This is a genomic window from Roseovarius sp. A-2, assembly GCF_002072155.1.
Classification (GTDB): Bacteria; Pseudomonadota; Alphaproteobacteria; order Rhodobacterales; family Rhodobacteraceae; genus Roseovarius.
In genome coordinates this window covers 200500-227161 of sequence record NZ_BDIY01000001.1, presented here as the reverse complement: position 1 = coordinate 227161, position 26662 = coordinate 200500, and the positions used below count along the sequence as shown (strand labels likewise).

30 protein-coding genes and 1 pseudogene are annotated in these 26662 nt (G+C 64.4%); 15 read left to right on the top strand and 16 right to left on the bottom strand.

The window, feature by feature from the left end; genetic code table 11:
* Nucleotides 1-2 precede the first annotated feature (2 nt).
* The 4 genes from BHD06_RS01155 to BHD06_RS01140 are packed head-to-tail and all read left to right on the top strand — an operon-like array spanning nt 3 to nt 5844.
* Nucleotides 3-3350 (top strand): efflux RND transporter permease subunit, encoded by a 3348-nt coding sequence (locus tag BHD06_RS01155; RefSeq protein ID WP_080455138.1) that lies wholly within the window; start codon nt 3-5, stop codon nt 3348-3350.
* Nucleotides 3351-3392: 42 nt separating this feature from the next.
* Complete coding sequence (locus BHD06_RS01150; RefSeq protein WP_080455137.1) at nt 3393-4331, top strand: bifunctional riboflavin kinase/FAD synthetase; 939 nt, start codon at nt 3393-3395, stop codon at nt 4329-4331.
* Nucleotides 4328-4798: a YcgN family cysteine cluster protein gene (locus BHD06_RS01145; protein ID WP_080455136.1), complete on the top strand. Its 471-nt coding sequence runs from the start codon at nt 4328-4330 to the stop codon at nt 4796-4798. Before BHD06_RS01150 ends, BHD06_RS01145 begins: the two co-directional genes overlap by 4 nt.
* Nucleotides 4798-5844: a low specificity L-threonine aldolase gene (locus BHD06_RS01140; RefSeq protein WP_080455135.1), complete on the top strand. Its 1047-nt coding sequence runs from the start codon at nt 4798-4800 to the stop codon at nt 5842-5844. Before BHD06_RS01145 ends, BHD06_RS01140 begins: the two co-directional genes overlap by 1 nt.
* An 8-nt stretch (nt 5845-5852) precedes the next feature.
* Here the strand turns inward: BHD06_RS01140 and BHD06_RS01135 are convergent, their stop codons facing one another.
* The gene (locus tag BHD06_RS01135; RefSeq protein ID WP_080455546.1) at nt 5853-6251 is read right to left on the bottom strand and encodes a cupin domain-containing protein; all 399 of its coding nucleotides are present in this window, start codon (nt 6249-6251) and stop codon (nt 5853-5855) included.
* Nucleotides 6252-6587: 336 nt separating this feature from the next.
* Nucleotides 6588-7280: an NAD-dependent deacylase gene (locus BHD06_RS01130; RefSeq protein WP_080455134.1), complete on the bottom strand. Its 693-nt coding sequence runs from the start codon at nt 7278-7280 to the stop codon at nt 6588-6590.
* Nucleotides 7281-7320: 40 nt separating this feature from the next.
* Here BHD06_RS01130 and BHD06_RS01125 point away from each other — a divergent pair, with 40 nt between their 5' ends.
* On the top strand, nt 7321-7758 hold the full coding sequence (locus BHD06_RS01125; protein WP_080455133.1) for a low molecular weight protein-tyrosine-phosphatase: 438 nt from the start codon (nt 7321-7323) through the stop codon (nt 7756-7758).
* A 22-nt stretch (nt 7759-7780) separates the two neighbouring features.
* Here BHD06_RS01125 and queF read toward each other — a convergent pair whose 3' ends face one another.
* The 7 genes and pseudogenes from queF to BHD06_RS24680 form a co-directional block, all read right to left on the bottom strand.
* Entirely contained in the window at nt 7781-8245 is a 465-nt protein-coding gene (gene queF / locus BHD06_RS01120) for a preQ(1) synthase (RefSeq protein WP_080455132.1), read from the bottom strand.
* Nucleotides 8246-8258: 13 nt separating this feature from the next.
* Nucleotides 8259-8972, bottom strand: a complete 714-nt coding sequence (gene queE / locus BHD06_RS01115; protein WP_254892294.1) for a 7-carboxy-7-deazaguanine synthase QueE — start codon at nt 8970-8972, stop codon at nt 8259-8261.
* A gap of 5 nt (nt 8973-8977) precedes the next feature.
* Complete coding sequence (locus BHD06_RS01110) at nt 8978-9334, bottom strand: 6-pyruvoyl tetrahydropterin synthase family protein (RefSeq protein ID WP_080455130.1); 357 nt, start codon at nt 9332-9334, stop codon at nt 8978-8980.
* Nucleotides 9334-10026: a 7-cyano-7-deazaguanine synthase QueC gene (queC, locus tag BHD06_RS01105; protein WP_080455545.1), complete on the bottom strand. Its 693-nt coding sequence runs from the start codon at nt 10024-10026 to the stop codon at nt 9334-9336. The genes BHD06_RS01110 and queC overlap by 1 nt, the downstream gene beginning before the upstream one ends.
* 243 nt (nt 10027-10269) lie before the next feature.
* Nucleotides 10270-10335 (bottom strand): annotated as a pseudogene (locus BHD06_RS24690) (hypothetical protein); the annotation flags it as partial.
* Nucleotides 10310-10483 (bottom strand): hypothetical protein, encoded by a 174-nt coding sequence (locus BHD06_RS24685; protein WP_376764831.1) that lies wholly within the window; start codon nt 10481-10483, stop codon nt 10310-10312. The gene BHD06_RS24685 and the pseudogene BHD06_RS24690, both read right to left, overlap by 26 nt.
* Before the next feature lie 12 nt (nt 10484-10495).
* Nucleotides 10496-10669, bottom strand: a complete 174-nt coding sequence (locus BHD06_RS24680; RefSeq protein ID WP_376764830.1) for a hypothetical protein — start codon at nt 10667-10669, stop codon at nt 10496-10498.
* A 208-nt stretch (nt 10670-10877) separates the two neighbouring features.
* Here BHD06_RS24680 and BHD06_RS01095 point away from each other — a divergent pair, with 208 nt between their 5' ends.
* From BHD06_RS01095 to aat, 4 genes are all read left to right on the top strand, one after another.
* Nucleotides 10878-11420: a helix-turn-helix transcriptional regulator gene (locus BHD06_RS01095; protein WP_254892267.1), complete on the top strand. Its 543-nt coding sequence runs from the start codon at nt 10878-10880 to the stop codon at nt 11418-11420.
* Nucleotides 11421-11566: 146 nt separating this feature from the next.
* Nucleotides 11567-12052 carry an acetyl-CoA carboxylase biotin carboxyl carrier protein gene (gene accB / locus BHD06_RS01090; RefSeq protein ID WP_080455129.1) on the top strand — a complete coding sequence of 162 codons (486 nt, stop codon included), beginning with the start codon at nt 11567-11569 and terminating at the stop codon, nt 12050-12052.
* An 11-nt stretch (nt 12053-12063) separates the two neighbouring features.
* Nucleotides 12064-13413 (top strand): acetyl-CoA carboxylase biotin carboxylase subunit, encoded by a 1350-nt coding sequence (gene accC / locus BHD06_RS01085; protein ID WP_080455128.1) that lies wholly within the window; start codon nt 12064-12066, stop codon nt 13411-13413.
* Nucleotides 13414-13415: 2 nt separating this feature from the next.
* Nucleotides 13416-14057, top strand: a complete 642-nt coding sequence (gene aat, locus BHD06_RS01080) for a leucyl/phenylalanyl-tRNA--protein transferase (RefSeq protein WP_080455127.1) — start codon at nt 13416-13418, stop codon at nt 14055-14057.
* Here the strand turns inward: aat and BHD06_RS01075 are convergent.
* The 3 genes from BHD06_RS01075 to BHD06_RS01065 are packed head-to-tail and all read right to left on the bottom strand — an operon-like array spanning nt 14024 to nt 15233.
* Complete coding sequence (locus BHD06_RS01075) at nt 14024-14383, bottom strand: DUF2155 domain-containing protein (protein WP_080455126.1); 360 nt, start codon at nt 14381-14383, stop codon at nt 14024-14026. The genes aat and BHD06_RS01075 overlap by 34 nt on opposite strands.
* Nucleotides 14380-14838 (bottom strand): outer membrane lipid asymmetry maintenance protein MlaD, encoded by a 459-nt coding sequence (mlaD, locus tag BHD06_RS01070; RefSeq protein WP_080455125.1) that lies wholly within the window; start codon nt 14836-14838, stop codon nt 14380-14382. Before mlaD ends, BHD06_RS01075 begins: the two co-directional genes overlap by 4 nt.
* 11 nt (nt 14839-14849) lie before the next feature.
* Nucleotides 14850-15233 carry an NADH:ubiquinone oxidoreductase subunit NDUFA12 gene (locus BHD06_RS01065; RefSeq protein ID WP_080455124.1) on the bottom strand — a complete coding sequence of 128 codons (384 nt, stop codon included), beginning with the start codon at nt 15231-15233 and terminating at the stop codon, nt 14850-14852.
* Between the two features lie 217 nt (nt 15234-15450).
* Between BHD06_RS01065 and BHD06_RS01060 the strand changes: the two genes are divergently transcribed.
* From BHD06_RS01060 to BHD06_RS01040, 5 genes are all read left to right on the top strand, one after another.
* Nucleotides 15451-17025, top strand: a complete 1575-nt coding sequence (locus BHD06_RS01060) for an ABC transporter substrate-binding protein (protein ID WP_080455123.1) — start codon at nt 15451-15453, stop codon at nt 17023-17025.
* 69 nt (nt 17026-17094) lie between these two features.
* Nucleotides 17095-18078: an ABC transporter permease gene (locus BHD06_RS01055; RefSeq protein ID WP_050663030.1), complete on the top strand. Its 984-nt coding sequence runs from the start codon at nt 17095-17097 to the stop codon at nt 18076-18078.
* A gap of 1 nt (nt 18079) precedes the next feature.
* The gene (locus BHD06_RS01050; RefSeq protein ID WP_080455122.1) at nt 18080-19033 is read left to right on the top strand and encodes an ABC transporter permease; all 954 of its coding nucleotides are present in this window, start codon (nt 18080-18082) and stop codon (nt 19031-19033) included.
* Complete coding sequence (locus tag BHD06_RS01045) at nt 19033-20025, top strand: ABC transporter ATP-binding protein (protein ID WP_080455543.1); 993 nt, start codon at nt 19033-19035, stop codon at nt 20023-20025. The genes BHD06_RS01050 and BHD06_RS01045 overlap by 1 nt, the downstream gene beginning before the upstream one ends.
* Nucleotides 20022-20987, top strand: a complete 966-nt coding sequence (locus tag BHD06_RS01040) for an ABC transporter ATP-binding protein (RefSeq protein ID WP_080455121.1) — start codon at nt 20022-20024, stop codon at nt 20985-20987. The genes BHD06_RS01045 and BHD06_RS01040 overlap by 4 nt, the downstream gene beginning before the upstream one ends.
* A 33-nt stretch (nt 20988-21020) precedes the next feature.
* Here the strand turns inward: BHD06_RS01040 and BHD06_RS01035 are convergent, their stop codons facing one another.
* The gene (locus BHD06_RS01035) at nt 21021-22154 is read right to left on the bottom strand and encodes an ABC transporter substrate-binding protein (RefSeq protein WP_080455542.1); all 1134 of its coding nucleotides are present in this window, start codon (nt 22152-22154) and stop codon (nt 21021-21023) included.
* A gap of 178 nt (nt 22155-22332) precedes the next feature.
* Here BHD06_RS01035 and BHD06_RS01030 point away from each other — a divergent pair, with 178 nt between their 5' ends.
* Nucleotides 22333-24369 carry an FAD-dependent oxidoreductase gene (locus BHD06_RS01030; RefSeq protein ID WP_080455120.1) on the top strand — a complete coding sequence of 679 codons (2037 nt, stop codon included), beginning with the start codon at nt 22333-22335 and terminating at the stop codon, nt 24367-24369.
* A 3-nt stretch (nt 24370-24372) separates the two neighbouring features.
* Here BHD06_RS01030 and BHD06_RS01025 read toward each other — a convergent pair whose 3' ends face one another.
* From BHD06_RS01025 to BHD06_RS01015, 3 genes are read right to left on the bottom strand one after another with little or no spacing between them, the layout of a single operon-like run.
* Entirely contained in the window at nt 24373-24900 is a 528-nt protein-coding gene (locus tag BHD06_RS01025; protein ID WP_254892265.1) for a hypothetical protein, read from the bottom strand.
* 55 nt (nt 24901-24955) lie between these two features.
* Nucleotides 24956-25825, bottom strand: coding sequence for a sulfotransferase domain-containing protein (locus tag BHD06_RS01020; protein WP_080455118.1), 870 nt, complete (start codon nt 25823-25825; stop codon nt 24956-24958).
* Nucleotides 25822-26652, bottom strand: coding sequence for a sulfotransferase domain-containing protein (locus tag BHD06_RS01015; protein ID WP_080455117.1), 831 nt, complete (start codon nt 26650-26652; stop codon nt 25822-25824). The genes BHD06_RS01020 and BHD06_RS01015 overlap by 4 nt, the downstream gene beginning before the upstream one ends.
* Between the last annotated feature and the right edge of the window lie 10 nt (nt 26653-26662).

Sequence of the window (26662 nt, the reverse complement as noted above, 5' to 3'; positions counted from 1 at the left end):
CGATGCGCGACCTGATCTCATGGTTCACCCGGCACCGCACGGCGGCCAACCTGCTTCTGGTGCTGCTGATCGCACTTGGCCTGATGGCCATGCCGCGCATGCGCGCGCAGTTCTTTCCCGACATCATTATCGACAACGTTTCCGTCTCGGTCACCTGGGAGGGGGCCAGCGCCGAGGATGTGGACAATGCGATCGTCCAGATCATCGAACCCGCCCTGCTGGCGGTCGAAGGCGTCGAAAGCTCGAATGCCACGAGCCGCGAGAACAGCGCCTCTATCGTGCTCGAATTCGAACCCGATTGGGACATGGGCCGTGCCGCCGACGAGGTGCAGGCAGCGCTTGATCAGATCACCACCCTGCCCGACGAGGCCGAAGAGCCGGTAGTACGACGCGGCGCATGGCGCGACAGCGTGACAGATGTGGTGATCACCGGCCCGGTGGGCACCGGGCAACTGGCCCGCATCGCAGACGAATTCGTCACCCGGCTATTCGATGCGGGCGTCACCCGGACCACGATCGAAGGTGTCGCCGCGCCCGAAACGGTGGTCGAGGTGCCCGGCTCCAACCTAATCGCGCATCGCATCACGATGGAGGAAATCGCCACCGCCATCGCCGCCGAGATCACCACCGATCCGGCAGGCGACATGGAGGGCGCGAATACCCGCGTGCGTACCGGCACCGCCAAGCGCAGCCCCGCCGAGATCGCCGAGATTCCGCTCCGAATGGAACGTGACGGCACTGCCCTCACCATCGGCGACGTGGCGCGCATCCGCGTGGCGGGGGCGGCGCGCGAGGTGGCCTATTTCGTGGGCGACCGGCCCGCCATCTCGGTCAGCGTGGCCCGCTCGGCCAAGGGCGACGCGCTCGAGATCGAGGCGCAGGTGCGCGACGTGGCGGGCACCATGCTGCAAACCCTGCCCGAGGGCGTCTCGATCGACCTCATCCGCACCCGGTCCGAGGCCATATCGGGCCGACTCGATATGCTGCTCGACAATGCGCTGACCGGACTTGCGCTCGTGGTCGGGCTGCTCTTTCTCTTTCTCAACGCGCGCACCGCCTTTTGGGTGGCAGCGGGTATTCCGGTGGCGATGCTGGCGGCGGTGGCCATCATGTACGCCGCCGGGCTGACGCTCAACATGATCTCGCTGTTCGCGATCATCATCACGCTTGGCATCGTGGTCGATGACGCCATCGTGGTGGGCGAACATGCAGACGCACGTCACCGCCGCTATGGCGAGCCGCCGATGGTCGCCGCCGAACGCGCCGCCGGGCGCATGGCACTGCCGGTATTTTCCGCCACGCTAACCACGCTGATCGCCTTTTTCGGCCTTGCGGTGATCGGCGGGCGGTTCGGCGACCTGATCTATGACATTCCCTTCACCGTGATCGCCGTGCTGGCCGCGAGCCTTGTGGAATGTTTTCTGATCCTGCCCAATCACATGGCCCACGCGGTAGCCCATTCGGCCAGGAATCACTGGTACGACCTGCCCAGCCGGGTGGTGAACCGCGGCTTTACCTGGGTGCGAGAGCGCGCCTTTCGCCCGCTTCTCGGGCTGCTGGTCCGGGCGCGCTACGTGGTGCTTGCAGGCGCGGTGCTTCTGCTTGCCACGCAGATCGGCAGTTTCTTGCAGGGTGATGTGACGTGGCGGTTCTTCAACGCCCCCGAACGCGGCAGCGTGTCGGGCAACTTCGCCATGGCCCCAGGGGCAAGCCGCGCCGACACGCTGGCGCAGATGCGCGAGATGCAGCGCGCGACCGAGGCACTTGGCGCTGAATACGAGGACCGCTATGGGGCCAATCCGCTCAGCTATGTGATCGCCCAAGCGGGCGGCACCTCGGGGCGCGGTCTGTCGGGCGCGGACACCAAGGATGCAGATCTTCTGGGCGGCATATCCATCGAATTGATCGACCCCGACCAGCGCCCCTATTCCAGCTTTGCGTTTGTCGCCGACCTGCAAGAGCGCGTCACGCAACTGCCGCTCACCGAGACGCTCAGTTTTCGCGGCAGCCGTTCGGGGCCAGGCGGCGATGCGCTCGACGTGGAACTGCACGGAGCGACGGCAGAAGAGCTCAAGCAGGCCGCCGAGGCGCTCAAATCCGCGCTCGCACGCTACCCGGAGGTCTCGGCGCTCGAAGACAACCTCGCCTATGACAAATCCGAACTGATCCTCGATCTGACGCCGCAGGGCGCCGCCATGGGCTTTACCATCGACGATCTGGGCCGCATCCTGCGCCACCGCGTGAACGGGATCGAGGCTGCCACCTATCCCGACGGGCCGCGCTCGGCCGAAGTGCGGGTCGAACTGCCACGCGGCGAGCTGACCGCCGATTTCCTCGACACGATGCAATTGCGCGCGCCCTCGGGCCATTACGTGCCGCTCGGGGATGTGGTCAGCGTGACCGAGCGCACCGGTTTTGCCACCGTGCGGCGCGAGAACGGGCTGCGGCTGATCAACGTGACCGGTGACATCTCCGAAGACGACCCGGCCCGCGCCGCCGAGATCAGCCGCACATTGGAGGCTGAGATCCTGCCCGAGATCGCCGCCACCCATCAGGTCGAATACCGCCTCGCGGGTCTGAGTGAACAAGAAGATGAGTTCATGGCCGACGCCCGCATGGGGCTGATCCTGACGCTTCTGGGCATCTATCTCGTGCTGTCGCTGGTCTTTGCCAGCTGGACCCGGCCCATGGTGGTGATGGCGATCATCCCCTTCGGCCTTGTCGGCACCATCTGGGGCCACGCGCAATGGGATGTGCCGTTGTCAATGTTCACCGTGGTGGGCCTGTTGGGCATGACCGGGATCATCATCAACGATTCAATCGTTCTGGTTACCTCGATTGACGAGCACGCCGAGACACGCGGGCTGATCCCCGCCATCATCGAGGGCACGTGCGACCGGTTGCGGCCGGTGCTGCTGACCACGCTCACCACCGTTCTGGGCCTTGCACCACTGCTGTTCGAGCGGTCCACGCAGGCGCAATTCCTCAAGCCGACGGTGATCACGCTGGTCTATGGCCTGGGTTTTGGCATGCTGCTGGTGCTGGTGGTGGTGCCTGCCCTGATGGCCATCGGGCGGGATCTGTCGCAGCCCGTCATCGCCCTGCGCCGGGGCCTGCGGGTGCGCCGCGCGGGGCTGCGCGCGCAGCTTCGCACGGCGACGGCGATGATCCTCGGCTGGTTCGCGGCCACGATGGGTTGGACGCTGACCACCGGTGCCCTGCCGGCGCCCTTTGCCACGCTCCTGCCGCTGGCCCCGTTGATGGCCGCACTCGCGCTTTTCGTGACCGGCGCGGCGGTTCTCCTGGTGCTGGTCTATCTGGCCTCGTCGTTGCGCCGCCGCGCCGCCTGATCGCCCTTGCGCAAGCCGCCGCGCGGCGCTAGGCCATGGCCTATGCGTATCATCCGGGATTACACCTATGTCACCGAGGCCGATCGCGGGGCCTCCGTCGCCATCGGCAACTTCGATGGCGTCCATATCGGCCACCTGTCAGTGATCGATCAGGCACGCGCGGCGGGCGCACGCAGCGGCGCGCCCCTGGGCATCCTGACATTCGAGCCGCATCCACGCGAATATTTCGCCCCCGAGGCCCCCCCGTTCCGCCTGATGGGCCGCGAGGCGCGCGCGCATCGGCTGGAGAAACTGGGCGTCGAGCGGCTCTATGAGATCAATTTCAACGCCGCGCTTGCCTCGCTCAGCCCCCGCGAGTTCGCGCAGACCGTGATCCGCGACGGGCTGGGCCTTGCGCATGTCGTCGTCGGCGCGGATTTCTGCTTTGGCAAGGGGCGCGCGGGTAATGCCGCGATGTTACAGGCTTTTGGTGCCGAAATGGGCTTTGGTGTGACCATCGCGCAGTTGCTGGAGCGCGATGCCGGTCAGGTCTCTTCCACCGCCATCCGCCGCGCGCTCTCGGACGGCGACCCACGCGCAGCCGCCACCATGCTGGGCCATTGGCACCGCATCGACGGCCCGGTGGTGGGCGGCGAACAGCGCGGCCGCACGCTTGGCTATCCCACTGCCAACATGTCCATCGAGGGGCTGCACCCACCCAAATTCGGCGTCTACGCGGTGCTGGTCGATGTGCTCGACGGGCCGCACAAGGGGCAGTATCACGGCGCGGCCTCGCTTGGGCTGCGGCCGATGTTCCACGGCGAGGTGCCCAATCTGGAAACTTTCATTTTTGATTTCTCCGGCGATCTCTACGACGCACCGCTTTCGGTGGCCCTTGTCGATTACCTGCGCCCCGAGGAGACATTCGACAGTCTTGACGCCTTCATCGCGCAGATGGATGCCGATTGCGCCCGCGCGCGCAGCATACTGGCGGCGCTATGAGCGATCCCATCGACCGCAGCGGATTGCGCCCGCGTTTTTGGGAAACCACCCGCCTCGACCGGATGACGCAAAGGGAATGGGAGGCTCTCTGCGACGGCTGTGGCAAATGCTGCCTCAACAAGCTGGAGGATGACGAGACCGGTGAGGTGGCGCTGACACGCGTCGCCTGTCGGCTCTTCGATGACACCACCTGCCGCTGTGCGCAATATCCCATCCGCCAGCAATTCGTGCCGGAATGCATCTCGCTCAAACCCCACACGATCGAGCGCCACGCCTACTGGCTGCCCGAAACCTGCGCCTATAAACTGCTCTACGAGGGCAAGCCCCTCTATGACTGGCACCCGCTGATTTCCGGCGATCCGCAGAGCGTGCATGACGCGGGCATCTCGATGCAACACCGCACGGTCCCTGAGTTCGACGTGCCAGAGGATGACTGGGAAGAGCATATCATAGAGGAGCCCACCTGATGCAATTCGCCTCCGATAATTCCGGCCCGGCGCTCCCTGCTGTCATGCGGGCCATGAGCGAGGCCAATGCCGGGCACATGCCATCCTATGGCGACGAGGCGCTGATGAACCTCGTCCGCGACCGGCTGCGCGCGCTCTTTGCGGCACCGCGGGCCAGCGTCTATCTGGTGGCCACCGGCACGGCGGCCAATGCGCTGGCGCTCGCCACCCTGTCGCAGCCGTGGCAGACGGTGTTCTGCACGCCGTTCGCCCACATCCACACGGATGAGTGCAACGCGCCCGAGTTCTTTACCGGCGGCGCAAAGCTCAGCCTTGTGGGCGAGACCGACAAGATGACGCCGGATGAGTTGCAGGCCGCGATCAGCGCCTGGCCGGCAGGCGATGTGCATAACCCGCAACACGGGCCGCTGGCACTTACGCAGGCGACCGAGCGCGGACGCATCTACACCTGCGCGGAACTCACCGCGCTCAGCCAAATCGCGCGCGATCACGGCCTGCCATGCTATCTGGACGGCGCGCGTTTCGCCAATGCGGTGGCGGCACTTGGTTGCACCCCGGCCGAGATGACATGGCAGGCGGGGATCGACGCGGTGTCGATGGGCGGCACCAAGAACGGCTGTCTCGGGGTTGAGGCGGTGATCTTCTTCAACCCTGAAAACGCCTGGGAATTCGAGTTGCGCCGCAAACGCTCGGCGCATCTCGTCTCCAAGCACCGCTATCTCTCGGCGCAGATGCTGGGCTATCTGGCGGAGGATCTTTGGCTGACCACGGCGCAGACGGCCAATGCACAGGCGGCCAAACTGGTGCGAGGGTTACGCGACCTGCCCGAGGCGGAGATCACATTTGAGCCGCAGGTCAACATGATTTTCGCCCGCCTGCCGCGTGCCACCCACCAGCGGCTGAAAGCGGCAGGCGCAGCCTATGCACTCTACGACGGCCCGCTCGATCAGGGCCCGGCGGATGAACCGCTCTTGGCGCGTTTTGTCTGCGACTGGTCGATCACCGAGGCGGAGATCGAACGGTTTCTGGAGGTCGCGCGCGGCTGAGGCGGCCTTTAGCTGCGCGTATAATCCGCGTCGCTCACCTGTTCGAGCCAGTCCGCCGTGCGCCCGTCCTGCCCCTCCTGGATCGCCAGATGGCACATCATCCGCTCGGGTGAGGCCCCGTGCCAGTGTTCTTCGCCGGGTGGAATCCAGACCGAGTCACCGGCGCGGATCTGCTCTACCGTGCCGTCCCGCGTGCCGATCAGGCCCACCCCCGACAGCACGTGCAGCGTCTGGCCGAGCGGGTGCGTGTGCCACGCGGTGCGCGCGCCCGGCTCGAAGGTGACGCGCAGCGCCCGCACCCGTGCAGGCGCGGGGGCCTCGGCCACCGGTTCCTGCCAGACCCGGCCGGTGAAATAGGCGGCATCGGCCTGCTTGCTCGTGACGTCTTGCGTTCTGACGATCTTCATCATGCTCTCCCCCTTTATTCTCCGCGATGCTAACATCCTTTGGAGGAATTGAAATGACGGTCTGCGAATGGCCTGGAGCGGAGTTTGGCGATTTCAGGGATGAGCCGCGCGGTGCCCGACTGCGGGTGGGTGCTGCATTCGTTCAGAGGAAGGCACTTAACATCAGAAGAATGATTCCGCATTTTCAATTTCTTGATGCGTTTCAAGAGCACCCAGCCGTCACGTCAGAGGCGTGCCGGGGTTTGCGGCGCATCTATTGCGACGGGGCGGCCCGGCGCAGCGGCGCGCTCCGCGCATTAACGCTAAAGGAGAACGGCAACGAGAGGCCAAAATCACCTACTCGCCCAAAATTTCCGCCACCCAGAGCGGCACCACCTCCGAGGCGCGCCCCTGCCGCGTCTCCTGAAAATCCGCAGCCATCACTGACGGCTCAAGATTGATCTCCACGCACTGCGCCCCAGCCATGGCCGCCTCCTGCGCGAACCCCGCTGCCGGATAGACCTGCCCGGAGGTGCCGATCGCCGCGAATACATCTGCCGCCGCCAGATGCGCCAGAATCTCCTCCATCCGGTAGGGCATCTCGCCGAACCAGACCACATCCGGGCGGCAGGCACAGGCACCGCAATCCGGACAGACATCACGCACGCTCATCTGCGCAGCAGCCTCCCACCGCGCGCCACAGGCGGCACAGAGCGCGCGTGCCAGTTCACCATGCATATGAATCACGTCCCTTGTGCCAGCCGCCTCGTGCAGCCCGTCCACATTCTGCGTCACGATCACCACCTCGCCCGGATGCTCGGCCTGCAACCGCGCCAGCGCGCGATGCGCCGCATTGGGCCGCGCCTCTGCCGCCTGCACGCGACGGGCGTTGTAGAATCCGTGCACCAGATCAGCATCGCGGGCAAAGGCCGCGGGCGTGGCCACATCCTCGATCCGGTAGCGTTGCCAGATCCCGCCGGCGTCACGGAACGTGCCCAGCCCGCTTTCCGCCGAAATCCCCGCACCAGTCAGTATGACGATCTTTTGCATCGCGTCCTCCTGCCCTAATCTCTGCCGGAAAGGACGCGCCATGACCACCCGAATCCTCTTTGTCTGCCTCGGCAATATCTGCCGCTCACCCGCCGCCGAAGGGGTGTTTCGCAGCCTCGCCCCGCAGCTGCATATCGACAGCGCGGGCACCAGCGACTGGCATATCGGCGATCCGCCCTACGGCCCGATGCAGGCCGCCGCCCGCGCCCGTGGGATCGACATTTCCGATCTGCGCGCGCGCCAGTTCGAGACGGCGGATTTCAGCCACTTCGACCTGATCGTCGCGATGGACGCAAAGAACCTCGCATCCATCGAGGCGCTACGTCCCTCGGGTTGCTCCACTCCGCTGCGCCTGCTCACAGATTACGCGACCGACCAGGGCGCGGATCACGTACCCGACCCCTATTACACCCGCGATTTCGACGGCACGCTTGACCTGATAGAGGTCTGCGCGCGCGGGCTCGCGGCGCGGCTCTGATCGGCAGCGGCAGCCGCGCCGATCACCCCCTGCCGCGATAGGGCGGCACACCCTGATCGGGAATCCAGACGCCCTCGGGCATCGCGCCGGTCTGCCAGAACACGTCGATCGGAATACCGCCGCGCGGATACCAATAGCCGCCGATGCGCAGCCATTGGGGCGCAAGAAACTCAACCAGCCGCCGGGCGATGGTGAGCGTGCAATCCTCGTGGAACGCCCCGTGGTTGCGAAACGAGGTGAGATAGAGCTTGAGCGACTTGCTCTCCACCAGCCAGTCGCCCGGCACATAATCGATCACCAGATGGGCGAAATCGGGCTGGCCGGTCATCGGGCAGAGCGAGGTGAATTCCGGCGCGGTGAAGCGCACGTTGTAGGTGACATCGGCCTGCGGGTTGGGAACCCGCTCAAGCTCGGCCTCTTCGGGGTGTTGCGGCACCTGCGTTGTGCCGCCCAACTGTTTGAGATTCTTATAGATATCGTCGCTCATCGTCCTATCTCCTTCAAACCCCGCGCTTGTTGCCCCAGAGCATGACATGCAGTTGCGGCAGCACCTTTGCCGCGAACCAGCCATCGCCGATGACCCGATCCACCAGCCAGCGCATGCGGGCATCTATGCCGTCCTGATCCACGCGTGCGCTGTCATCCTCGGGCGGCGGCGGGGTGTGGTTGCCCGGTTGCAGATAGAGCGGCAGCGCCGGGTAGCGCGCTGCCACGTCGCGGGCCCAGAGGTAATCCACCTCGTCGAAAATCACGATCTTGAGCACGGTCGGCGCGTTGTGCGCGGCGGTCAGACAGTCCTCGAATGCCGCCCAATCGACGGTCATGCCCGACGAGGGCGGCTTGGGGCTGAGCACCAGCATGCCCAAGCCTGCGAACCAGTCGCGTGCGACGCTGCCCTGGGTTTCCATGGCGAAGCGGTAGCCTTTTGATTGGCCCATCTCGATCAACGGCCCCAATGGCTGAATCGCCGGATTGCCGCCCGAGAGCGTGACCATCAGGGGCCGGTCGCCGGAAAGGCGCGCCACCTCGGCCATCACCGCGGCGGATGGCATCGGCACCCACGTGGCGCGATACTCCGCATCGACCGCATGCAGGCTGTCACACCACGAACAGCGGTAATCGCAGCCGCCTGTGCGCACGAAGACCGTGGGCTCGCCGATCAGCGCGCCCTCGCCCTGAATGGTGGGGCCAAAGATCTCGGAGACGCGAATCATCTCGCTCACGGCCGGTATTCCGCCCATGTCTTGGGCGTCTCGCTGACCTTGATCGCCGTCACTTCGGGCCAGCGGGCGCGGCACCAGTCAAAGAGATGTCTCGCCATGCGCTCTGCGGTCACGCAATCGTCGCCCAACACGTCATTCAGATGACGGTGATCCAGCTCATCGTCGATATAATGCTTCAACTCGGCCAGATCGAGATAGTCGCGCACGAAGCCATGCGGATTGAGATCGGCCGCAGTCAGTTCGACCACGACGATATAGTTATGCCCGTGCAGCCGGGCGCATTGGTGCTCGGGCGGCAGGCCGAACAGTTGATGCGAGGCGGAGAAGTGGAATTCCTTGGTGATCCGGTACATCAGTGCCCCTCCACCGCCTGCCGCCAATAGTCGGGATCGGCGTAGTCGGTTGGATCATCCACCCCCGCCAGATGAAACGCCTCGCGCCGCTCCACGCAGGTGCCGCAGCGCCCGCACTGCCGCGCGCCGCCCTTGTAGCAGGACCATGTCTGCGCAAATGGCGTGCCGTGGCGTGCGCCATCAGCCACGATATCGGCCTTGGAGCCGTGCAGATAGGGGGTGTATAGGCGGATGTCGGCGTAACCCTCCAATGCTGCATCCTGCATCGCCTGAAACGCAGCGACAAAGCCGGGACGGCAATCGGGATAGATGAAGTGATCCCCGCCGTGCACGGCGGTGGCGACCGCATCCGCCTTTTCCGCCGCGGCCATGCCGAAAGCAATGGCCAGCATGATGGCGTTGCGGTTGGGCACGATGGTGATTTTCATCGTGTCCTCGGCATAATGGCCGTCAGGCACGTCCACATCATCGGTAAGCGCCGAGCCCGAGAGCGCGGCCCCGATCTGGCGGATGTCCACGACACGGTGCGGCACGCCAAGGCGGCGCGCGCAGGCGGCGGCGAATTCCACCTCCTTGACGTGGCGCTGTCCGTAATCAAAGCTCAGCAGCCCCGCCAAATCATGCTCGGCGGCGGTTTTGTGGGCAAGCGACACGGAATCGAGCCCGCCCGAGCAGATAACTATCGTCTTCATGGTGTCGTCCTTGTTTTTTAAAGCGGGTAGGCTGCGACCGCTTGACGCCGGGCATCTAACGCCTTTGGGCCGCAGGAACAAGTGCGGATTGCAGGGAAAGGCCGCTTGCAAGGGCCTTCTGACGCGCCTTGCAAGGCGCGTGACACGCCGTTTGAAAACGGCGCGCCGATCGGTCTTGAACACCTTGCCGTAATTGTTCCTGGGCAGGCTGTCGGCGACGATATAGCGTTTCGGCCGTTTGAACCGGGCGATATGAGCGCGACAGTGGGCGTCGAGCGCGACCTCATTGAGGTGGCCGTCCTTGACCACGAAGGCCACCAACCACCTTGCCCCACTCAGGATCAGGCACGCCGGCCACCTCGGAGACCGAAGGATGGCTGCGCAGCACCTCCTCGACCTCACGCGGATAGATGTTGGAGCCGCCCGAGATGATCATGTCCTTCGAGCGGTCCTGCAACGCGATATGGCCCTACGCGTCCATCCGCCCCAAATCGCCGGTCCAGAGCCAACCGCCGCGCAGCGCGGCATCGCTGGCGTCGTCGATGATCCAGGCGGCCACGGTGCCGTGCAGCCTGGCGTTGATCGGTACGGCGGCGGCACCGACATACCATATGCGGTAGAGCGCCAGCAGGTTCGGGCGCATTGCCCATGAAGAGCGCGACCCGGTCGCCGGGTGTCACGCCCTGCACCACAAGTGCGGGCACGGCCGGTGCGGTGCGTTCGAGCCAGGTACCGAAATTCATCGGCGGTCATCCCAACGCTCAGAAAAGCACCTGCGGGTCCCGCCGACAATTTCGTATACCTACGCAAAGCCCTTGGCGCGGCGCGGGCGGCGCGGCATAAGGTCGGGCATGGAGATCGCACACCTCGCCTTTGATCACGCGCCCGTGGGGCTGGCCCTGCTGGAGCATCGCATCATCCGCGCCTGCAATCTGCAATTCGCCACCATCTTCGGCGACACCCCCGCCGATTACACCGATATTCCGCTGGCGCGCTATTACCCCTCGATCGAGGATTATCGCCGCATCGGGGCAGACGCGCTGGCGGTGATGCGCAAGACCGGGCGTTATTCCGACGAGCGGGTGATGAAGCGGCGGGACGGCACGCTGTTCTGGTGCCGCGTGCGGGGGCAGTCGCTGACCGCCGAGGCCCCGTTTCAGCGCGGCATCTGGTCGTTTTCCGATCTGTCGGAGGAACGCCCGCTGGTGGCATTGACACAGCGCGAGCGCGAGGTGGCGATCCTGACCTGCCGGGGCATGACCTCCAAGGAAATCGGGCTGGAGCTGGGGCTGAGCTATCGCACCGTCGAGGTCTATCGCGCGCGCCTTCTGGAGAAATTCCACGCCCGCAAGCTGGCGGAACTGGTGGCGAAACTGTCGGGCATGCCGCTCTGATTCGCGCCATCCTCGCAAATTTGCACGTCAAACCCCAAGTTGCAGGGCAACGGCCGCTTTTCTCAGGCTTTGACTTGCCCTATAAGCGGCGAAAACAAACGCCATGGGCCCGCGCGCGGGCATCATCGCTGTGGTCGAGGAATCCTATGTCGAACAAATCCCATGAATCGGACGTGGCCTTCATCAAGGCGCTTGCGGAACTGTTGAACGAGAATGATCTGACAGAACTGTCGGTCAAGCGAGAATATGGCGAGGACGACACCCTCAACGTGCGGGTGAGCCGACGCGGTGAGGCGGTGACCACGCAGATGAGCGCCGCGCCTGCACCTGCCGCAGCCCCTGCCGCCGCACCCCACGCAGCCGCGCCCGCCGCCCCTGCCGAGGACCCCGCCAGCCATCCTGGTGCCGTGACCTCACCGATGGTGGGCACCGTCTATGTGCAAGCCGAGCCGGGCGCGCCGGCCTTTGTCAGCGTCGGTCAGCAGGTGGCCGAGGGCGACACGCTGCTGATCATTGAGGCGATGAAGACGATGAACCATATTCCCGCGCCGCGCGCCGGCACCGTCATGCGTATCCTGATCGAGGATGGCGCGGCGGTGGAATATGGCGCGCCGCTGATGATCATCGAATAAGGCATCTGCGCATGTTCGAGAAAATCCTGATCGCCAACCGCGGCGAAATCGCCCTCCGCGTCATCCGCGCCGCGCGCGAGATGGGCATTGCGACGGTTGCCGTGCATTCCACCGCCGATGCCGACGCGATGCATGTGCGCATGGCTGACGAATCGGTCTGTATCGGCCCGCCCTCATCATCCGAGAGCTATCTGTCGATCCCTGCGATCATCGCTGCTTGCGAGGTGACCGGCGCGCAGGCGATCCATCCCGGCTATGGCTTTTTGTCCGAGAACGCGAATTTCGTGCAGATTGTCGAGGATCACGACCTGACTTTCATCGGCCCCTCGGCCGAGCATATTCGTATCATGGGCGACAAGATCACCGCCAAGGACACGATGAAGGCGCTTGGCGTGCCTTGCGTCCCCGGATCGGAGGGCGGGGTTGCGACCCTGAAAGAGGCGCAGACGCTTGGCGAAGAGATCGGCTATCCGGTGATCATCAAGGCCACCGCCGGCGGTGGCGGGCGCGGCATGAAGGTGGCGCGCGATGCCTCTGAAATGGAAAGTGCCTTTCTGACCGCGCGCTCTGAGGGCAAGGCCGCCTTTGGCAATGACGAGGTCTATATCGAGAAATACCTGACCACGCCGCGCCATATCGAAATTCAGGTATTTGGCGATGGCAAGGGCCAGGCCCTGCATCTGGGCGAGCGCGACTGCTCGCTGCAACGCCGTCACCAGAAGGTTCTGGAAGAGGCCCCCGGCCCCTGCATCACCGAGGAAGAGCGCGCGCGCATCGGCAAGATCTGCGCCGAGGCCTGCGCCAATATCAATTATCGCGGGGCGGGCACCATCGAGTTTCTCTACGAGAACGGCGAGTTCTTCTTTATCGAGATGAACACCCGGTTGCAGGTGGAACATCCCGTCACCGAGGCGATTTTCGGCGTCGATCTGGTGCAGGAGCAGATCCGCGTGGCCGAGGGGCTTCCGATGTCCTTCACCCAGGAGGACCTGCTGATCAACGGCCATGCCATCGAGGTGCGAATCACCGCCGAGAAACTGCCCGATTTCGCGCCGCGCCCCGGCACGATCACGCAGTTTCACGCACCGGGCGGTCTGGGCGTGCGGATGGATAGCGCGCTCTATGACGGCTACAAGATCCCGCCCTATTACGACAGCCTGATCGCCAAGCTGATCGTCCACGGCAAGGATCGTCCAAGCGCGCTGAACCGTCTGGCGCGGGCACTTGGGGAGCTGATCGTGGACGGTGTCGATACCACCGTGCCGCTCTTTCATGCGCTGTTGCAGGAAGAGGACATCCAGACCGGAAATTACAACATCCACTGGCTGGAACACTGGCTGGAAACCAACCTGCAAGCCTGACCATGTCGCAGGCCCTGACCCCCGCGCTGTTGCTTCAGGCCTATGCGGCGGGCGTCTTTCCGATGGCCGAGCATCGCGACGACCCCGAGGTGTTCTGGGTCGATCCGCGTATGCGCGGGGTGCTGCCGCTCGACGGGTTCCACATTTCGCGCAGTCTGGCGCGGCGGATGCAGCGGGGCGGCTATTCGGCAACGCTCGACGCGGATTTCGAGGGCGTGCTGCGGGGCTGTGCCGACCGCGATGATACATGGATCAGCGCGCCCATTCATGCGGCCTATATGGCGCTGCACCGCACGGGGCAGGCGCATTCGCTCGAAATCCGGCAGGAGGGCGCATTGGTGGGCGGGGTCTATGGCGTGGCGCTTGGCGGCGCATTCTTCGGCGAGAGCATGTTTTCGCGCGCAACAGATGCCTCGAAACTGGCGCTGGCGCATCTGACAGACCACCTGCGGCGCTGCGGTTTCATCCTGTTCGATACGCAGTTCCTCACGCCGCATCTGGCGCGGCTTGGTGCGGTCGAGATCCCGCGTGCAGAGTATCGCGGGCTATTGCGCCAGGCACTTATGCTTGATGCGGACATCCATGCAGAACCGTTTTCGAGCGACCCCGCTCAGATCTTGCAGCGCAGGACCCAGATGTCGTAGCGGGCATGTTCCAGCGGGTTGAGCGCGGGCGAGGAGGCCAGCATCCAGCCCGAGAAAATCTCGCGATTGCGCCCGGTCTCGTGAATCGTGACAAACGCATAGGCATCGCCGTCGGGATTTTCCACCGGGTAGCGGCATTCGGCAACTTCTACCGTAAGGCTGCCGAATTCGGTCGCTGCCCCGTTGTTCAGATCGAGATCACGGGCCTGCCCGTTGACCTTGTCGAGACCGCGCAGAATGGCACCCTGCCCCTGCACCGCCGCCTCCTGCGCCGGGCTGGATGAGGCAACTGCGATCACGACCGAGGCGGCCAGCGCGCGGATCATTGCGCCGTATCTTCCTCGCTGCCAGAGACGAATTTCATCAACAGCGACACCAGGCTGACCGACCCTTGGGTGAATTCGATCTCATCGCCGGGCTCGAAATAAAATGGCGAGCCGCCGGGCATGATCTCGACATAGTTGCCGCCCAAGAGCCCCTCCGAGGAAATCGCGACGGCGCTGTCGTCAGGCACCTCGATGCCCTCCTGCACGGTAAAGATGGCCTTGGCGCGGTAGGTGCCGGGATCGAGCACGATATCGGCCACCCGGCCCACCTTGACGCCAGCCAAGCGCACATCGGTGCCGATGCTGACGCCATCGGCACTGCGAAAACTGGCGCTGAGCGTGTATTCATCGCCCGCGCGTGTCATGCCGGTGGTCTTGCCCGCATAGACGAGAAAGCCGATGGCCACAGCCAGAACGATCCCGCCGACCAGAACTTCGGTTTTGCTTTCAGACATGTGTCGCGCCTTTATTCCGGGGTCCAGGCTTCGTAATCGCGCCGTTCCGTCGGCTCGGGTCGCCGGATCGAACCTGCGGGCGCATAGGCCAGCGGTGTGCCAGTCAGGTTCTCTCTATGCGGCTTTTCCCACGGCTTGTGCGCGAGCGGGCGGTCGGTGGGCGGCTCCTTGTAGGTGTGGTGCAGCCAGCCGTGCCAGTCGGCATCGACGCGGCTCGCCTCGGCCTCGCCGTTGAAGATCACCCAGCGGCGCTTGCCGTCATGGGTGCGGTAAAAGGCGTTGCCCTGCGCGTCCTCGCCCACCTTGACGCCCTTGCGCCAGGTGTAGAACTGCGTGTTGAGCGTCTGCCCGTGCCACCATGTCACGGCGCGCAAAAGCGTGTTGAGAATGCCCATCAGACCCTCCGGCGTTATCCTGTCTCGATATGGCGGATTTGGCGACAAAGGTCCAGTGCTGCATTGCCGCGCATGCCGGTCGGGGCCTCGCCACCTCCGTACCGCGATGCGGGGTATCACAATAATGACAGCGTTGTTGATGGAACTACAAACTCAGTTATGGTTGCGCCTATCGGTGCGTGCGCCCGCGCGCGTCGACAGAACAGGGAGACAATCAATGAAAACGACACTTCTACTGACGGCGGCGCTTTTGGCAGGGACGACCCTGAGCGCCTCCGCCGAGACGCTGCGTTGGGCGCGGGCCGGCGATTCGCTCACGTTTGACCCGCATGCACAAAACGAGGGGCCGACGCACGCGCTGGCCCACCAGATCTACGAGCCACTCATCATCCGTGACATGACCGGGGCCTTCGAGGCGGCACTCGCCACCGACTGGGCCCCTAAGGAGGGTGATCCCAACGTGTGGGTGTTCAACCTGCGTCAGGGCGTGACCTTTCACGACGGCGCGGATTTCACCGCCGAGGATGTGGTCTTTTCGATCAACCGCGCGCAATCCGAACAGTCGCGCATGAAGGAACTGCTGTCCTCGGTCGTGGAGGTGCGCGCGGTGGATGATCACACCGTCGAATTCGTCACCGACGGGCCCAACCCGATCCTACCTTCGAACCTGACCAACATGTTCATGATGGATAGCGGCTGGGCCGAGGCCAATGGCGTGGTCGAGGTGCAGGACGTGGATGGCGGCGAGACGACCTTCGCCACCACCAACGCCAACGGCACTGGTGCGTTCAAGGTGGTGAGCCGCGAACCGGATGTGAAAACCGTGCTGACGCGCAATGACGCCTATTGGGGTATGGACCAGTTCCCGATGGAGGTGAGCGAGATCGTCTATACCCCGATCCAGAACGCCGCCACGCGGGTGGCAGCCTTGCTCTCGGGCGAGGTCGATTTCATTCAGGATATGCCGGTGCAGGATCTCCAACGGGTCTCGGGCACCGACGGGCTGGTGGTCAAGACCGCGCCGCAGAACCGGACCATCTTCTTCGGCCTCAACCAGGGTCCCGATGACATCCCGAACGACAATGTCGAGGGCAAGAATCCGCTCGCGGATGTGCGCGTGCGCGAGGCGATGAACCTTGCGATCAACCGCGATGCCATCCGCCAGGTCGTGATGCGCGGGCAGAGCCAGCCCGCGGGCATCATCGCGCCCCCCTTCGTCAATGGCTGGACCGAGGAGATGAATCAGGTCGAGACCGATATCGACAAGGCCAAGGCGCTGATGGAAGAGGCGGGCTACGGCGACGGCTTCTCGATCCAGCTCGATTGCCCGAATGACCGCTATGTCAACGACGAAGGCATCTGTCAGGCCGCTGTCGGCATGTTCGGCCAGATCGGCATCACCGTCAATCTCGATGCCAAGCCCAAGGCGCAGCATTTCCCGCTGATCTCCTCGGGCGGCACCGATTTCTACATGCTGGGATGGGGTGTTCCGACCTATGACAGCGAGTATATCTTCAACTTCCTCGTGCACACCCGCGGCGAAGAGCGCGGCAGCTGGAACGGCACCGGCTATTCCAACCCCGATCTTGACGCCAAGATCGCGAGCCTTGCCTCGGAAACCGATCTCGACAAGCGCAACGCGACCATCGCCGAGATCTGGAACACGGTGCAGGACGAGGTGCTTTACCTGCCGATTCACCACCAGGTGCTGAACTGGGGGATGAAGGAAAACGTAGGCATCGAGGTTAGCCCCGAGGACGACCCGAAGGTGAAATACTTCACCATGAAGTAAGACCCGATGGGCGGCGGGCCTTTTGTGCCTGCCGCCCTCCCCCTTTCTCCTCGCGAGCCGGAGCCATTCATGCTGGCCTATATCATTCGACGCGTCGCCCAATCGGTGCTCGTGCTTCTGGTCGTGGGCCTTGTCGCCTTCGCCATGTTCCGCTTCGTGGGCGATCCGGTCGATGCGATGCTGGGGCAGGAACGCACCCAGGCCGATATCGCGCGGCTCACCGCCGAGCTTGGCCTCGATCAACCCTTTCCTGTGCAATACTGGCGGTTCCTGGAACAGGCGGTACAGGGCAATTTCGGTCTGAGCTACCGGCAGGGGCGGCCCGTCTCGGAGATCCTCGTCGAACGCCTGCCAGCGACGCTGGAACTGGCCTTCGTCTCTGGCCTCATGGCGCTGGCGGGGGGGATCGCCCTCGGGATCTTCACCGCGATCTGGCGACGGGGAATTTCGGCCAATATCATCATGACCGTCTCGCTCATCGGCGTGTCGCTGCCTACCTTCCTCATTGGCATCCTGCTCATCTACCTCTTTTCGGTGGAACTTGGCTGGCTGCCCAGTTTCGGGCGCGGTGAGGTCACGCGCATCGGTTGGTGGACCACCGGTTTTCTCACCGAAAGCGGCCTCAAGGCATTGATATTGCCCGCGATCACACTTGGCCTCTACCAGATGACGCTGATCATGCGGCTGGTGCGCACCGAGATGCTGGAGGTGCTGCGCATGGAATATATCCGCTTTGCCCGGGCCCGTGGCATCCGCGAGAAATCCATCAATTTCCGCCACGCGCTCAAGAACACGCTGGTGCCGGTGATCACCATCACCGGGCTGCAACTGGGCTCGATCATCGCCTTTGCCATCATCACCGAGACGGTGTTTCAATGGCCCGGCGTCGGGCTGCTCTTCATCAACGCGATCCAGTTCGTCGATATCCCCGTGATGGCCGCCTATCTGATGCTGATCTCGGTGATGTTCGTCGGCATCAACCTGATCGTCGACATGCTCTATTTCGCGATCGACCCGCGCCTGCGCGTCGACCGCACCGCAGGGGGGCACTAACATGACCGAGACCCGAATCGAGACACCTGCGGCCCCGCGCCCCTCGCGCCCGCGCCGCGTGTGGGAAAGCGATTTCATCTGGTCGTTCCGGCATTCGCCGGTGGCGGTGGTGTCCTTCGTGGTGGTGCTGCTGATGATGCTGGGCGCGCTATTCGCGCCGCTCATTGCACCGCATGACCCGTTCAACCCCGCCACGCTCAACCTGATGAACGGGTTCACCCCGCCGGGGGAGGCCAACCAGTTCACAGGCGAATTCTTTGTGCTGGGCACCGACGATCAGGGGCGCGATGTGTTCTCGACCATCCTCTTCGGAATGCGGATATCGCTGTTTGTCGGCCTGTCGGCGGTGTTCCTGGCGATGCTCATCGGGGTCACCGTGGGCCTGATGGCGGGCTATCTCGGCGGCTGGACCGAGACCCTCATCATGCGCCTCGCCGATGTGCAGCTGACCTTTCCGGCGATCCTCGTGGCGATGCTGATCTTCGGCATCGCCAAGGGCATCACCCCGCCCGAACACCGCGACGCGATGGCGATCTGGGTGCTGATCCTCGCCATCGGCCTCAGCGACTGGGTGCAGTTCGCCCGCGTTGTGCGGGGCGCCACGCTGGTGGAAAAGAACAAGGAATACGTGCAGGCGGCACGCCTGATCGGCCGCACGCCGTTCTCGATCATGCTGCGCCACATCCTGCCCAACGTGCTCAACCCGGTGTTGGTGATCGCGACGATTTCATTGGCGCTTGCCATCATCGCCGAGGCGACGCTGTCGTTCCTCGGCGTCGGCGCGCCCCCCACTAAACCCTCGCTCGGCACGCTTATCCGCATCGGGCAGGAATTCATGTTCTCGGGCGAATGGTGGATCCTGTTCTTCCCCGCCGCCACGCTGCTGGCGCTGGCGCTGTCGATCAACCTGCTGGGCGACTGGCTGCGCGATGCACTGAACCCGAGGTTGAGATGATCAATACCCCCGTCCTCTCCGTCCGCGACCTGGTCGTGGAAATCCCCACGCGGCATGGCGTCCTGCGGCCCGTAGATCATGTGAGCTATGACATCGCGGCGGGCGAAATCCTCGGCGTGGTGGGCGAATCCGGGGCTGGTAAGTCCATGACCGGCAATGCCGTGATCGGCCTTCTGGACCCGCCCGCGCGGATCACCTCCGGCGAGGTATTGCTGAGCGGTCAGCCCGTGCACAGCTTGCGCGGCGAGGCGCTCCGGCGACTGCGGGGCAAACGGATGGGGATGATCTTTCAGGATCCGCTCACCTCGCTCAACCCGCTGCTGACCGTGGGCGATCAGCTGGCTGAAACCATCATTGAGCATCTCGACGTGAGCCAGTCCGAAGCCCGCCGCCGCGCCGTCGCGGCGCTCGATGAGGTAGGCATCCCGGCGGCGAGCCAGAGGATGGGCAGCTATCCGCATGAATTCTCGGGTGGGATGCGGCAGCGGGTGGTGATCGCGCTGGCGCTCTGCGCCGAGCCTGATCTGGTGATCGCGGATGAGCCGACCACCGCGCTCGACGTGAGCGTGCAGGCCCAGATCATCGTGCTCTTGAAACGCCTCTGCCGCGAGCGGGGCGTGGCGGTGATGCTGGTCACGCATGACATGGGCGTGATCGCCGAGGCCGCCGACCGGGTTGCGGTGATGTATGCCGGGCGGCTGGCAGAGCTTGGCCCGGTGCGCGAGGTGCTGGGCCGCGCGCGCCACCCCTATACCGCCGGGCTGATGGCCTCGACCCCGCTGGCGAGCCAGGGCCGCGCACGGCTGCGGCAGATCCCCGGCGCGATGCCGCGCCTCGGCAACCTGCCCCCCGGCTGCGCGTTCTCGCCACGCTGTGATCGGGCGCAGGCGCAGTGCCATGAGGAGCCGGGACCGACGCTGAAGCGGTGCGACGGGCGCGCGGCTTGCTGGTTCCCGCTCAATACCGACGCGACAGAAGAGGCCGAGGCATGAGCCCGATCATCAAGGTTGAGAACCTCACCCGCATTTTCGACGTCTCGAAACCCTGGCTCAACCGGGTGATCGAGCGTCAGCCCCGCGCACTGCTGACCGCCGTCTCGGAAGTGAGCTTCGAGGTGCCCGAGAACAGCGTCTACGCGCTGGTGGGCGAGAGCGGGTCAGGCAAATCCACCATCGGCAAGATCATCGTGGGTCTTGAGCCACCCACGCAAGGCATGGTCGAGATCGAAGGCGTCGATCTGGCCAGCGAAACCGATGCAAAGAAGATCGACGCCGTGCGCGCCGATATCCAGATGATTTTCCAGGATCCCTATGCCAGCCTCAACCCGCGCTGGCGGGTGCGCGACATCATCGCCGAGCCGGTCGCCGCGCGCGGCGGAAAAACCGATGGTCTGGCCGAGCGTCTGCTGGAACAGGTGGGTCTCTCGGCTCAGGACGCAAACAAGTATCCGCACGAGTTCTCGGGCGGGCAGCGGCAGCGCATTTGTATCGCCCGCGCGCTCTCGTCCGAGCCCAGGATCATCGTCTGCGACGAGCCCACCTCGGCGCTTGATGTCTCGGTGCAGAGCCAGGTGCTCAACCTCATGTCGGACCTGCGCGAAGAGTTCGGCCTCACCTATCTCTTCATCAGCCACGATCTGACGGTGGTGCATCACATGGCCGACGTGATCGGCGTGCTCTATCTGGGAAGGCTGGTCGAGGAGGCGACACGCGACGCACTTTTCAGCGACCCCAAGCACCCCTATACGCGGATGCTGTTCGATGCGGCCCCCCGGATGGATGCCTATGGCCGCGAGGTCGATCCGCCCAAGGGCGAGATCCCCGACGCGATCAACCCGCCGCCGGGCTGCGCCTTTCACCCGCGCTGTCCGCTGGCCGTTGAGCGCTGCCGCACCGAGCGCCCCGAGATGCGCCGCATCGGCGACACGCGCGTCGCCTGTCACATGGCCGAATAACGCGGGCCTGCCGCGCCATTCGGCCCGCGTGCATCACATCTTGCACTCGGACGCATACGCGTCCGCATGATCCTCGAGCGCGGTGCCGATGATCTTGTTGGTGAACACGTCCCCCTCCTTGATCACCTCGCGCACGTAGATGTCCTGCACCGGGTGATGGTTGGGGCCAAAGGCGAAATCGCCGCGCGTGCTGTCGAACTCCGCCGCCTTCAGCGCCGCCCGGAACGCATCCGCGTCCGACACGTCCGCCTTTTCCATCGCGGAAATCAGCAGGTTGGCGGTGTCGAACCCCTGGCTTGCATAGAGCGAGGGCAGACGGTCATACTTGGCCTGAAAGCTTTCGACAAAGGCGGCATTGGTCGGATTGTCGATATCCTTCGACCATTGCGAGGTATTCACCACGCCAAGCGCGGCCTCGCCCACGGCCTGCAGGATGCCCTGGTCAAAGCTGAAGGCCGGGCCCACGACCGGCAGATCGACGCCACTGTCGGCATATTGCTTGAGGAACGAAATCCCCATCCCGCCGGGCAGGAAGAAGAACACCGAGTCGGCACCGCCGGCCCTGATCTGTGCAATCTCTGCGGCGTAATCGGTCTGGCCCAGCTGGGTATAGATCTCGCCCGCCAATTCGCCCTGATACATCCGCTTGTATCCGGTCAGCGCATCCTGACCCGCCGGATAGTTCGGTGCGAGGATAAAGCTGTTTTCATAGCCCGCATCGTTGGCATAGGCCCCCGCCGCCTCGTGCAGGTTGTCGTTCTGCCAGGCGACGTTGAAATAGTTCTGGTGACAGCCTTTGCCCGCAAGCGCCGACGGCCCGGCATTGGGCGACAGATAGAACTTGCCCTGCGCGACCGCGCCGGGCACCACCGCCATGGCAAGGTTCGACCAGATGATGCCGGTCAGCACATCGACCTTTTCGGCCTGGATCATCTTGTCGGACAGTTGCACCGCGATGTCGGGTTTGCGCTGATCGTCCTCGATCACCACCTCGATATCGTCGCGCCCGGATTGCTCAACCGCCAGCATGAAGCCGTCGCGCACGTCGATGCCAAGGCTCGCGCCCCCGCCCGACAGCGTGGTGATCATGCCGACCTTGATCTCGGCCTGCGCGCCCATGGCGGCCAGTGACATGGCCCCGGCCATGGCGAATGTCTTGAATGTCATGTCTCCGTCTCCCTGAATGCGGGCGGGTTGCGCCCCGCCCGGTTTGTTCCGCGCCCCGCAGGCCGCCTGCCCTTGCATCCCACAGCTTTTGCAAAAGGTCCAGATGCCACGCCATCCCTTGCATCCGCCGACACCTGATTGCACGATCCCTGACAGCCCCCAATGACAAAGGCCACCCATGTCCCGCGATCCCCTGCTCCAGCCCTACACGCTCCGGCATCTGACCCTGAAGAACCGGATCATGACCACCGCACACGAGCCCGCCTATCCCGAGGACGGGCTACCCACCGACCGCTACCGCGCCTATCACGTGGAGCGGGCAAAGGGCGGCGTGGCGCTGACCATGACCGCCGGGTCGGCAGTGGTGAGCCGCGACAGCCCACCCGCCTTCAACAACATCCTCGCCTATCGCGACGAGGTGGTGCCATGGATGCGCAAGCTCGTGGACGAGTGCCATGATCACGGCTGCGCGGTCATGATCCAGCTGACCCATCTGGGCTGGCGCACCCGTTGGGATACCGGCGACTGGCTGCCCTCGGTCGCGCCCTCGGCGCGGCGCGAACCCGCGCACCGGGCCTTTCCAAAGGTGCTGGAAGACTGGGACATCACGCGCATCATCGCCGATTATGCCGATGCAGCCGAGCGCATGCAGGATGCCGGGCTCGACGGGATCGAGCTTGAGGCCTATGGCCACCTGATGGATGCTTTCTGGTCGCCGCGCCAGAACACGCTCGACGCCCCTTGGAACGGCGATCTGGATGCGCGAATGCGCTTTTCGCTCGACGTGCTGCGCGCGATCCGCGACCGCACCGGCCCCGATTTCATCGTCGGGCTGCGCTATACCGCCGACGATCTGGCCGAAAACGGCATCGGCACCGAGGAGGGCGTCGAGATCGGCAAGCGGCTGCGGGATAGCGGCATGGTCGATTTCCTCAACGTGATCCGGGGCCGCGTCGATACCGATGCCACGCTCACCGACGTGATCCCGGTACAGGGCATGAAATCCGCCCCGCATCTCGATTTCGCAGGCCGGATCAAGGCCGAGGTCGGCCTGCCCACCTTTCACGCCGCGCGCATCCCCGATGTCGCCACAGCCCGCCATGCTGTGGCCAGCGGCCAGCTTGACATGGTCGGCATGACCCGTGCGCATATGGCAGAGCCGCATATCGTGCAAAAGATCATCGAGGGGCGCGAGGACGAGATCCGCCCCTGCGTGGGGGCCACCTATTGCCTCGACCGGATCTACCAGGGCGGCGCGGCGCTCTGCATCCACAACGCCGCCACCGGGCGCGAGCTGAGCCTGCCGCATGTCATCCCCACCGCCGCCTCAGCCCGCCGCGTGGTCGTCGTCGGGGCTGGTCCGGGCGGGCTGGAGGCGGCCCGCGTCGCCGCCGAACGTGGCCATCGCGTCACCGTCTTCGAGGCCGCCGACCGGCCCGGTGGGCAGGTGCGGCTGACGGCCCAGACCAGGCGCCGGTCCGAGATGATCGGCATCATCGACTGGCGCATGACGCAATGCGCCGCGCACGATGTCGAGTTCCGCTTCAACACACTGGCCGAGGCCGCAGATGTCACCGCGCTCGACCCGGACGTGGTGATCATCGCCACCGGCGGCTTGCCACAACAGGACATCCTGCGCGCGGGCAACGATCTGACCGTCACCGCATGGGATATCCTGAGCGGCGATGCAAAACCGGGCCGCGAGGTGCTGCTTTTTGACGATGCGGGCGATCACGCGGCGATGCAGGCCGCCGAAGTGTTAGCCAATTCCGGCGCGCAGGTCGAGATCATGACGCCTGACCGCAACTTTGCCCCAGAGGTGATGGGGATGAACCTGGTGCCCTACATGCGCAGCCTGCAGGACAAGCCCGTCACCATGACCGTCGCACGCCGCCTGTTACGGGCCGAACGCGCCGGCAACCGCCTGCGGGCCACCATCGGCACGGATTATTCCGATCACAGCTATACGAGGGAATTCGACCAGATCGTCGTCAATCACGGCACGCTGCCGCTCGACGATCTCTATTTCGATCTGAGGCCGCTGTCGCGCAATCTGGGCGCGGTGGATCACGAGGCACTTCTGGCCGGGCAGCCGCAAACCCTCGCCCCCAACCCCGAGGGCAACTTTCAACTGTTCCGGATCGGCGATGCGGTCAGCGCGCGCAACACCCATGCCGCGATCCACGACGCGCTGCGGCTGGTCAAGGATATCTGACCGCTACGGCGCGCCCGCGGCAGGGCCCGTGGGCTTGAAATACACGACGAGATGACCGCCCTCGTCGCCCTCGACATGCACCTGTTGCCGGGGAATTCGCACCACCGGCTGGCGCGCGTCATCCCCGGCCTGCCAGACGCGATCCGAGACGATGCACCCGGCCTCCGAGCCACCATAATCGGCCACCGGTGGCACTTCGCGCATAAACAGAAGCCCGCGCACCAGCGTCTCACCACCAAGAGAGACATTGCCGCTGCCCAGCACCTTAGGCTCAACGCCGTTGGTCAGGGTGGATTGCTGACGGCTCTGCGCCCAGACGCCACAGACCATGGTGCGCCCGTTCTGCTCGCGAATATCGGTGGCCACGGTGATGCCACCCCCGCTGGTATAGCGCCCCCCGCCCAGGGCCGGATCGGGCCCGAGCCGTGCGACCACTTGCGGCGCCAGCGTCGTCATGCAGGCGGCAAGCCCGCCCAGGGCTGCGATCATGGTGAAAACGGGCCGGATCATCCTGCGCTCCACTTGTTGCATTGCCTGAATATCCTAGAGATATGCGAATCGTCGCACAATGCCAGCCGTGCCGCGCTCACGCCTTCGCGACAAATGCGCCGGTTTCCTTGAGCATCTCGGGATACCACTCTTCCAGCACCGGCAGAAATGCCTCGCGCAGCCGCGCGACCTGCGCGGGGCTCAGATCGTCGCGCCAGACCCCGGCCTGCCCCTTGGCGAAGAACGCCGTCATGCCCTGTGGACGTTCCGTGAAACCCAGGGTTTCTTCCTGCGTCTTCATCGCCTCGAAACTCGTCGCCTTGACCGCGCGCGCCAGCTTGGGTCCGTCCACCTTGACGCGCAGGAACTTCTCCAGCAGCCCGCGCATGGTCTTGCCGGGGCTTTTCAGCATATCCTCGTAACGTACCACGTATTTCGGCAGGCCCGGTGCCTGCGTCCAGACCCGGATATGATCGTCCCACCGGCCCAGCAGGTCGATAATGCCAGTGGGCGTGCCGGTCAGCGTCTCGGGATTGCACATCTGGTCAATCGCCGTATCCAGATCGCAGGACTGATGCCGCGCGAAAGACGGCGCAAGATCGAACGGATTGCGTATGATATAGATCGCCGCCGCCGTCACCTCGGGCGGGATCACGTCCTGATCCAAGACGCGGATAGTCTGGCAATGGGTCTTGACGAAATGGTGGTCGGGCTTTGACGCCGCGATCAGCCGCAGCGCGCGGCCGCGCACCCGCATCCAGTCCTCCAGCCCCTGCCCCCGGAACGGCGCGCCATTGGCCGCGTCGAAGAAATCCTGCCGCGTGTCGCCGGTGGTGAACTGGCGCAGGTTGTTGATGTCGGGCGCCTGACCGGCGGGCATGAAATAATGCGCCAGAAGGCTGCGCATCCAGGTGTTGCCCGATTTGGGATAGCTTGCCAGCCAGATGATACGTTGCAGATTGCTCATTCCAGATACCCGTATCTCGTCATCGTCTCGGCGAAGCGCTCGCGCAGTTGATCGGCAAGCGCGGGATCAAGATCGGTCTTCCACTGATCCTTCTGCCCCTTGCTGAAGAACTTTTCGCTCTCCTCGGAACGCTCGATAAACCCTTGTTTTTCTTCCTGTTTTGACAACTCATCGAAACTCGAGAACCGAATCGCCCGGGCCAGTCTCTCAGGGTCGACCGGCACGCCAATATGTTCCAGCATCTTGCCGAAATGGGTCTCGGGATCGTCGAGCAGATCCTCGTAACGCACCAAAAGCCGCTTCCACGGCGCATAGGTCATCCAGCTGCGCACGTGATTATCCCAGGAACTGAGATATTGCGCCACCGTGCGCTCGGTCGGCAGGTTGGCGTTTTCATGATGCGAGATTTGCCGCGCCGCCTCTTCCGGGGCGATACCATAATGGCGCGCATAGGACAGCACCATGTCAAGCGGATTGCGCAGAATGTAGATGGCGGAACGGGTGTAGCGGTCGGGGATCAGATCCATGCCACCGGCGGCCAGCCGCGCGTTATGCGTCTTGACGAAATTCACGTCGGCATTGTTGGCCACGATGCCGCGCAACACCTTGTCGCGCAGCCGCAGCGACAGGTCGAGATCCTGCGGGTCGATCGCGCGCCCGGCCACCTGATTGTACATCTTGACGATCGCGTCGCCGCTGGCAAAGCGGTGCGCCTGATTGATCGGAAAGGGCTGCGACGCGTTGGCAAGGTAATTGGCGAGGAAAAGCCGCGTCCAGGTGTTGCCGGATTTCGGATAGGAGGCCAGCCAGATGATGCTTCGCTTCATGCCCCGAAAT